Source organism: Candidatus Methanocrinis alkalitolerans (assembly GCF_029167205.1).
In the GTDB taxonomy this organism is placed as follows: domain Archaea; phylum Halobacteriota; class Methanosarcinia; order Methanotrichales; family Methanotrichaceae; genus Methanocrinis; species Methanocrinis alkalitolerans.
In genome coordinates this window covers 1-6,971 of sequence record NZ_JARFPL010000065.1, presented here as the reverse complement: position 1 = coordinate 6,971, position 6,971 = coordinate 1, and the positions used below count along the sequence as shown (strand labels likewise).

Here is a 6,971-nt window from a genome sequence, read left to right as displayed (position 1 = left end):
TATCTCATCCGGGAGTAGCCCAGGACCATGGTGAAACAGTATAGCTTCCTATGAGAGCCGTCGATATCGATATAACCACATTCAGCCCAGTCGACCTGGGCCTGGACACCGGGCTTTGTCTCGAACCGATATACCGCAGGAACACCGACTTTGGGTCGTACCTCTCTCACATAGTCTTTTACGATCGTATATTTGCCCTCGAACCCCTGTTCTTGGATCTCACGGTAAATTCGAGCTGCTGTAAGGGGGTATTCTTGCAGACGTTGGTCTATGTACTCCTTGTAGTCGTCCAGTTTGCCTGGCCTCTTGGATCTCTTCTCGGGTGTCGGAGGAATTTGAGAATGTATGTACTTGCGAACCGTCACCCGGCTATGACATGTCTTTCTGGCGATCTCACTTATGCTCAATCCCTGGTTGAATAAATCTCGCAACACGAAGAACTCCTCCATGTCCAGCATCAGCACAACCCCTGAGTTTCAACTCAGGGATTAGCAGGTGGACAGTTTTATTCCGCCGTAATTGGACAGATTTAGACCGCCAGTGACAAGCTATCACGAAAGTCAAAAAGAAGGTGATATTCGGGAAGGATATCGATCCGAAGGACATTTCAACAAGCCTGGTCGAGAGACAGAACCTGACGTTGAGACAGGACAACAACCGCATATCGAGGAAGACCATCGGCTTCTCAAAGAAGATTTCTGAGCTTGATAAGCAAATGACACTCTACTTTGCCCATTTTAACTTTTGCAGAGGGCATTTGTCCCTGATAAGTTTGGATTGTTTGGGGAGGAAAAGAAAGAACAGCCCTGCGAAGACATGTGGATTGACAGACCACGATTGGTCGCTGAGGGAACTGTTGACTTATCCGTATCACAGAATATCAACCAGTTAGAGGTGCACCACCGATCATCCTCCACGCCATCATGGAAAATGTATAAATTTATATCTGCCGACTGTATAGCAGAAGAGAGATCTGTCGGCGCGTCGCCGTGAGGTTGGCTGCGGGTCAGAGGATGGTCTGGGGTGGTCTGTTGTCGTATAAGAATCTCTGGAGGATGATCATCGCCGTTTACGCCGTCGTCGCCCTCGCCGGTGGGGGGACGATCACCGTCTGCTCCAGCGGCTGCGACTACTCAAGCCCCAAGGCTGCCATCTTCGCCGCGAGGGAGGGGGACGTGGTGGAGGTGATGAGCGGGAGGTACTACGACCATCAGAAGATAGATAAGAAGATCGTCCTTTTGGGCGTCGACTCTGGAGGCGGGAAGCCGGTCCTAGACGCCACGGGATACGCAAGCCCCATCACAGTCACCGCCGACGGGGTCGTCGTCGAGGGGCTGAGGCTCATGAACGGGGGTCCCGGATCCGCCGGGATCCTCGTCGTCTCCTCAGGAAACTTCATCGTGAATAACGACGCCAGCAACAACTACGTCGGAGTCCGGCTCGTCGGGTCCAACAACTCAAAAGTCCAGGGGAACGTCGCCAGCGGCAACCTGGAATACGGCATAGTGCTGGAGGGGTCGTTTGGGAACGTCATCTCCGATAACGTCATACTGAAGAACTTCATCGGGAACGCCTTCGACGACGGGACGAACCGATGGGACGACGGCTCGGTGGGAAACAGGTACGGGGACTTTGACGACCCGGAGGAGGGGTGCATCGACGCCGACCTCGACGGGATCTGCGACCGGGGCCGCGAGATTCCTGGTGGGTCGAACCTGGACAGGTTCCCGAGGGCCGCTGGATGATGCCGATACGGGGATTATCGAAGAGAGGGGGGCGGAGGGGCAGAAAGTGGCGAGTTGGAGATGAAGAGAAGGATGAGAAAAAAATGGAGAGGATCAATAGGGTCACCCCTGGAAGTCGATCTTTATCGGCCCCTCTGCGATCTCCTCTATCCTCTCCTCGAGATCCGCCAGCTCCGCAGCCAGCCTCTCCTCCAGGGCTGCTAGGTTCCTCCTCTTCTCCTGAAGGCCAGCTTCCAGGGCGGGGATCTTCTGGCGGACCAGGTCGCGCCTCTCCTTCAGCCTTCCGGCCTCGCGGCCGCTCTTGGAGAGGCTCCGGCCGATATCTTCGATCTCTCGATGGAGGGCTGAGTGGCGGGCCTTAAGAACTTCCAGGGGCCTATCTTCCAGGAGGTGGTCGATCTGCTCGAGGATCCGCTCCCTCTTCTTATCCCGAAGACCCAAAAGGTCCACCTTCGACTTCAGCTCCAGGAGCGCCCCCGATATGTCCCCCTCCAGGGCCCTCGCCGGGGAGGCGGAGAGCTGCTGGAAGAGCTCCCGATGCTGGAGGGCTATCCGATCGCTGGAGTCCTGCTTTACTATTCTGGATATGGCCTTGGTGAGGGGAGACACCAGGTCCCCCATGGACATCTCGATCTGGTCGCGCTCCCGGAGCTTCTGCTCCAGGGATGTCTTCTCCTCCAGCATCCTCTTCCCCTCGTCGCTTTTGGTCCAGGATTCTATCTCCTTCTGGTGGAGCCTCTCTTTGTCCCTCAAGAGGGCGAGATGCTCCTCCTCCTCGGAGATCTCGGCCCCGAGGGCTTCAATGAGGCCACGCCTCCCCCGGATCTGGGCTGCCAGCTCCGCTGCCTCCCCGAACCTGCCGAGGTTCGCCTCCTCTTCTATCAGGTAGTCTCCCAGGTCTTTGAGGTGGCGGCTGATGGCGCCGAGATCTGAGTTGATCGCCTCCACCTCCTCCGGAAATAGGGCGGCTGTGTACCTCTGGGCCCTACCGAACTTCTGGACGGTGTTCTGAAGCTGCTTCAATATGGAGGAGTGGTACTCTTTTGCGGACCTGAAGTCTGCCCCGGCGGGGGGCGCGAGCTTCGACGAGAGGAGCCTCATCTGGCGGGAGACGTTCTCTCTTGCCGCCGTTCCCGCCTTGAGAAGCCTCGGGGGGACCTCATCATCAGGCTCTGCCGCCTCCAGAGCCGAGATCTTCTTCTCCAGGTCTATTGCCATCCTCTCTATGGTGGCGTAGATTGATCGGACCCTCATCTCGAACTGGGGCTTGTCGGAACGGTCCCTCAGCCAATCTTCGACGTGAGATAGGGCCAGGGTCGCAGGCTCCTCCTCCCGGCGGTCCGGGCCGGCTTTTCCCATCTGAAAGATCTTCTGTAACCACTTCAAGGCCGTATCCTCCTCTATCGATATCAAATCGGGATGGGGACTTATAAATCATCCGACCTTTTCCTCTCCCAAAAGTCTTAAAGAGGGGCGGGCACATCCCTCCCTTCATGAAGTTCGATCCAGCCCGCGTTCGGGAGGCTGCCGGCGAGGACTTCGACGCCGCCTGGCAGCGGGGAAAGGAGTACGTAGAGGTTCCCCCCTTAAATCGGCGTTACCCCAGGCGCGTCTCTTCCTACGGCAGGCCTCACCCCATCTTCGACGTCATCGGAAGGCTGCGGGAGGCGTACCTCCGCCTCGGATTCGACGAGGCGGCAAACCCCGTCATCGTCGAGGACGCCGAGGTGAAGAAGCAGTTCGGAAGCGAGGCTCTGGCGGTTCTGGATCGATGTTTCTACCTGGCAGGCCTCCCCCGCCCCGACATAGGAATCTCCGACGAGAGGGCGGGCCAGATGAAGACGATCCTCCGTCGAGATCTGACGACGGAGGAGGTCGAAGGGGTCCGACAGATCCTCCACGGCTACAAGAAGGGGACGGTGGAGGGCGACGACCTCGTCCACGAGATCTCCGCCGCACTAGGCGAGTCCGACGCCCTCGTCTCGACCCTCATCGAGGAGGTCTTCCCCGAGTTTGAGGCCCTTGCCCCCGTCGCCACGACCAAGACCCTCCGGAGCCACATGACCTCCGGCTGGTTCATCACCCTCGGAGGCCTCGCCGGAATGGCGCCCCTTCCTTTGAGGCTCTTCTCCATCGACCGCTGCTTCCGGCGGGAGCAGTCGGAGGACGCGGCCCGATTGATGACCTACCACTCGGCGAGCTGCGTCGTCATGGACGAGGAGCTCTCCGTCGAGGACGGCAAGATCATCGCCGACGGCCTCCTTGCCCAGTTTGGATTTCAGAAGTTCAGGTTCCTCCCCGACGACAAACGGAGCAAGTACTACGTCCCCGACACCCAGATCGAGGTCTACGCCTATCATCCGGGGCTCGTGGGGTCGTCGACCAAATACGATACCGGCTGGGTCGAGGTTGCCACCTTCGGGATCTACTCCCCGACGGCGCTATCGATGTACGACGTCCCCTACCCGGTGATGAACCTGGGCCTGGGGGTCGAGAGGCTGGCGATGATCCTCTACGGCGCCACGGACCTTCGGGCCCTCACGTACCCTCAGTTCGTCCAGGACCCCGACCTCTCGGCGAGGGTGATGGCGATGATGATAAGAGTCCAGGAGGAGCCGCAGACCCCCGCGGGGATCGAGATCGCCCAGGCGATAGTCCGGACCTGCGATCTCCACGGCGACGAGCCCTCCCCGTGCGAGTTTGAGGCGTGGAAGGGGACGGTCTCAGGGAGGAAGGTCGTCGTCAAGGTGGTGGAGCCGGAGGAGAATACGAAGCTCTGCGGCCCCGCCGCCAACAACGAGGTCCTCGTCTACAAGGAGAACATCCTGGGGGTTCCCAAGACCGCCAAGTGGGAGGCGGCCTTCGAGGACGGGGTGACCACCGGCATGAGGTTCATCGACTCCTTCGCGGAGCTTGCGGCCCGGAAGGCCGAGGATGCGGCCCTGAGGGGAGAGGGGTCGGAGACGAGGGTCCGGATCGTGAGAGGCCCCGGCGACGTAAACCTCCGGCTGGGGCCGGCTCTCGAGAGGTACATCACCAGCAGGAAGAGGAAGATCGACGTCCGGGGGCCGGTCTTTACGACGGTGAGAAGCGAGGTCGTCGAATAGAACCGGCTACCAGCGATGAATACAGGATCCGAAGACGATATGGACGATTTGGAGGAGGATTATCTTGGTGAGAACGCCGGATTCGAACGCCGATGAAAAACGGGCCGCCGGGGTGGCGGCGGCGGATATGGTGAGGGACGGGATGGTCTTGGGCCTGGGGACGGGCTCGACCGTCGCCTGGACGATCAAGAGGATAGGAGAGAAGGTGGAGGAGGGGCTCGAGGTCCTGGGGGTTCCTACGTCCTACCAGGCGCAGGAGCTGGCGATAGCCGCGGGGATACCCCTGACGAGCCTCGACCAGGACCCGGTCCTCGACCTCGCCATCGACGGAGCCGATCAGGTATCCCGGGACCTCATCGCCATCAAGGGCGGAGGCGCCGCCCACGCAAGAGAGAAGGTCGTCGCCGCATCAGCCCAGTGGTTTGTCGTCGTCGCCGACTCCACCAAGCTCGTCGGTTCCCTCAGCCACCCCGTCCCCGTAGAGGTCCTCCCCATCGCCAAAAGGCTTGCGAAGAGCCGGATCGAGGAGCTGGGGGGTTCTCCCCAAATCCGGCAGGCTAAGATGAAGGACGGCCCGGTGATCACCGACAACGGCAACTTCGTCATCGACGCCGACTTCGGCGAGATCGAGGACCCCGGGGTCCTGGCGACCCAGCTCTCGGAGATCCCCGGGGTCGTCGAGCACGGTATCTTCGAGAACGTCGACCAGCTCGTCGTAGTATTGGACGGCGAGGTCAAGATATTCAGCCGCGAGTGATACCTTGAGGACGATCTGGTGGGACGCCGAGAGCCGGGCCGTCGGGATGATCGACCAGACCCACCTCCCCGAGAGGCTTGAGGATATCCTGGTCGGCTCCATCGACGGATTATGCGAGGCGATCCAGTCCTTGCGGGTCCGGGGCGCTCCCGCCCTCGGCGCCGCCGGGGCCTACGGCGTCGCCCTGGCGGCGGCCCGATCCGGGGCAACAGACCCCGCCGCCCTCCTCGATGACGTCAGAGAGGCGGCGGGGGTCATCCGGGCGGCGAGGCCGACGGCCGTCAACCTCTCCTGGGGCGTCGACCGGGCCGTAAAGGCCATCGACGAGATCAAAGAATCCGCCGACGCCGACGAGATCCGGGCCGCGGCCCTGGCGGAGGCGGAATTGATAGCCGGGGAGGACGTTTCGATCAACAAAGCCCTCGGCGAAGTCGGAGCCAGCCTGCTGGAAGACGGGGACGTCGTCCTCACCCACTGCAACGCCGGGAGGCTCGCCTGCGTCGATTGGGGGACGGCTCTGGGGGTCATCCGGTCGGCCGTTGCCCAAGGCAAAAAGATCAGCGTCTACGCCTGCGAGACGAGGCCGCTCTTCCAGGGGTCGAGGCTCACCGCCTGGGAGCTCTCGGAAGACAACATTCCCGTCACCCTCATCTGCGACAGCATGGCCGGGATGATCATGCGCCAGGGGAAGATCGACAAGGTGATAGTCGGCGCCGACCGGATCACGAAGGACGCCGTCTTCAACAAGATCGGGACGTACACCCACGCCGTCCTGGCGAAGGCCCACGGGATCCCCTTCTACGTCGCCGCCCCCATCTCCACCTTCGACCTCGCCCACTCAGAAGAGGAGGTCGAGATCGAGGAGAGGGGCGCGGACGAGATCAGGCGCCTCGGCGACAGACAGCTCGCCCCGCCAGAGGTCAGAGTCTACAACCCGGCCTTCGATGCGACGCCCATCGATCTGGTGACGGGGATCATCACCGAGCGGGGGATCTACCGGCCGCCGGAGATTCCGTTCAAAAATCGCTAAATAAATAGCGTAAATCTGAAGTGCGTCAAATATTCATAAAATTTTATTTTTTTGTGATTTACCCACAAAAAATAATTCGTCATCATTGGGATATTTGTCTGGATAACTTCTTCTTACCATTTCTAGCTTGCTCATAATATCATCTATAAAATTAGGACCTAAGTTTGATTTCATCACTAAATGCATAATCGTTTCTAAAGATTTAGTAACTATTCAGCCTCCTTTTCAGAATACCCGAAATAAGCGTGAAAAATGGATGACGATATATTCGTAGTCAATATCTAGATTTAACCGAAAAATTTATGATATATAAAAGCTTATTTTTTGGTGAA

General features: G+C 59.4%; 6 protein-coding genes and 1 pseudogene. 5 read left to right on the top strand and 2 right to left on the bottom strand.

The features are described 5' to 3' along the window. Window positions 1–458: pseudogene (locus tag P0O24_RS12120) on the bottom strand (IS21 family transposase); the annotation flags it as partial. Window positions 459–571: 113 nt separating this feature from the next. Here P0O24_RS12120 and P0O24_RS12590 point away from each other — a divergent pair. Together P0O24_RS12590 and P0O24_RS12115 are read left to right on the top strand one after the other, a co-directional pair. Continuing rightward, window positions 572–892 (top strand): IS1 family transposase, encoded by a 321-nt coding sequence (locus tag P0O24_RS12590; protein WP_394356787.1) that lies wholly within the window; start codon window positions 572–574, stop codon window positions 890–892. Window positions 893–1,031: 139 nt separating this feature from the next. Further along, the gene (locus P0O24_RS12115; protein ID WP_316970016.1) at window positions 1,032–1,745 is read left to right on the top strand and encodes a right-handed parallel beta-helix repeat-containing protein; all 714 of its coding nucleotides are present in this window, start codon (window positions 1,032–1,034) and stop codon (window positions 1,743–1,745) included. Window positions 1,746–1,847: 102 nt separating this feature from the next. On the opposite strand, the gene P0O24_RS12110 is transcribed toward P0O24_RS12115, so the two are convergent. Further along, complete coding sequence (locus tag P0O24_RS12110) at window positions 1,848–3,158, bottom strand: coiled-coil domain-containing protein (RefSeq protein WP_316970015.1); 1,311 nt, start codon at window positions 3,156–3,158, stop codon at window positions 1,848–1,850. 80 nt (window positions 3,159–3,238) lie between these two features. Between P0O24_RS12110 and sepS the strand changes: the two genes are divergently transcribed. From sepS to P0O24_RS12095, 3 genes are all read left to right on the top strand, one after another. Then, window positions 3,239–4,852: an O-phosphoserine--tRNA ligase gene (gene sepS, locus P0O24_RS12105; RefSeq protein ID WP_316970014.1), complete on the top strand. Its 1,614-nt coding sequence runs from the start codon at window positions 3,239–3,241 to the stop codon at window positions 4,850–4,852. A 64-nt stretch (window positions 4,853–4,916) separates the two neighbouring features. Further along, window positions 4,917–5,609: a ribose-5-phosphate isomerase RpiA gene (rpiA, locus tag P0O24_RS12100; protein WP_394356786.1), complete on the top strand. Its 693-nt coding sequence runs from the start codon at window positions 4,917–4,919 to the stop codon at window positions 5,607–5,609. A gap of 4 nt (window positions 5,610–5,613) precedes the next feature. Beyond that, window positions 5,614–6,639, top strand: coding sequence for an S-methyl-5-thioribose-1-phosphate isomerase (locus P0O24_RS12095; RefSeq protein WP_316970012.1), 1,026 nt, complete (start codon window positions 5,614–5,616; stop codon window positions 6,637–6,639). The last annotated feature ends 332 nt before the right edge of the window (window positions 6,640–6,971 follow it).

What these genes read in the sequence shown, in the direction of transcription:
- sepS (WP_316970014.1), top strand. Translation starts at nt 3,239, where the DNA reads ATGAAGTTCGATCCAGCCCGCGTTCGGGAGGCTGCCGGCGAGGACTTC.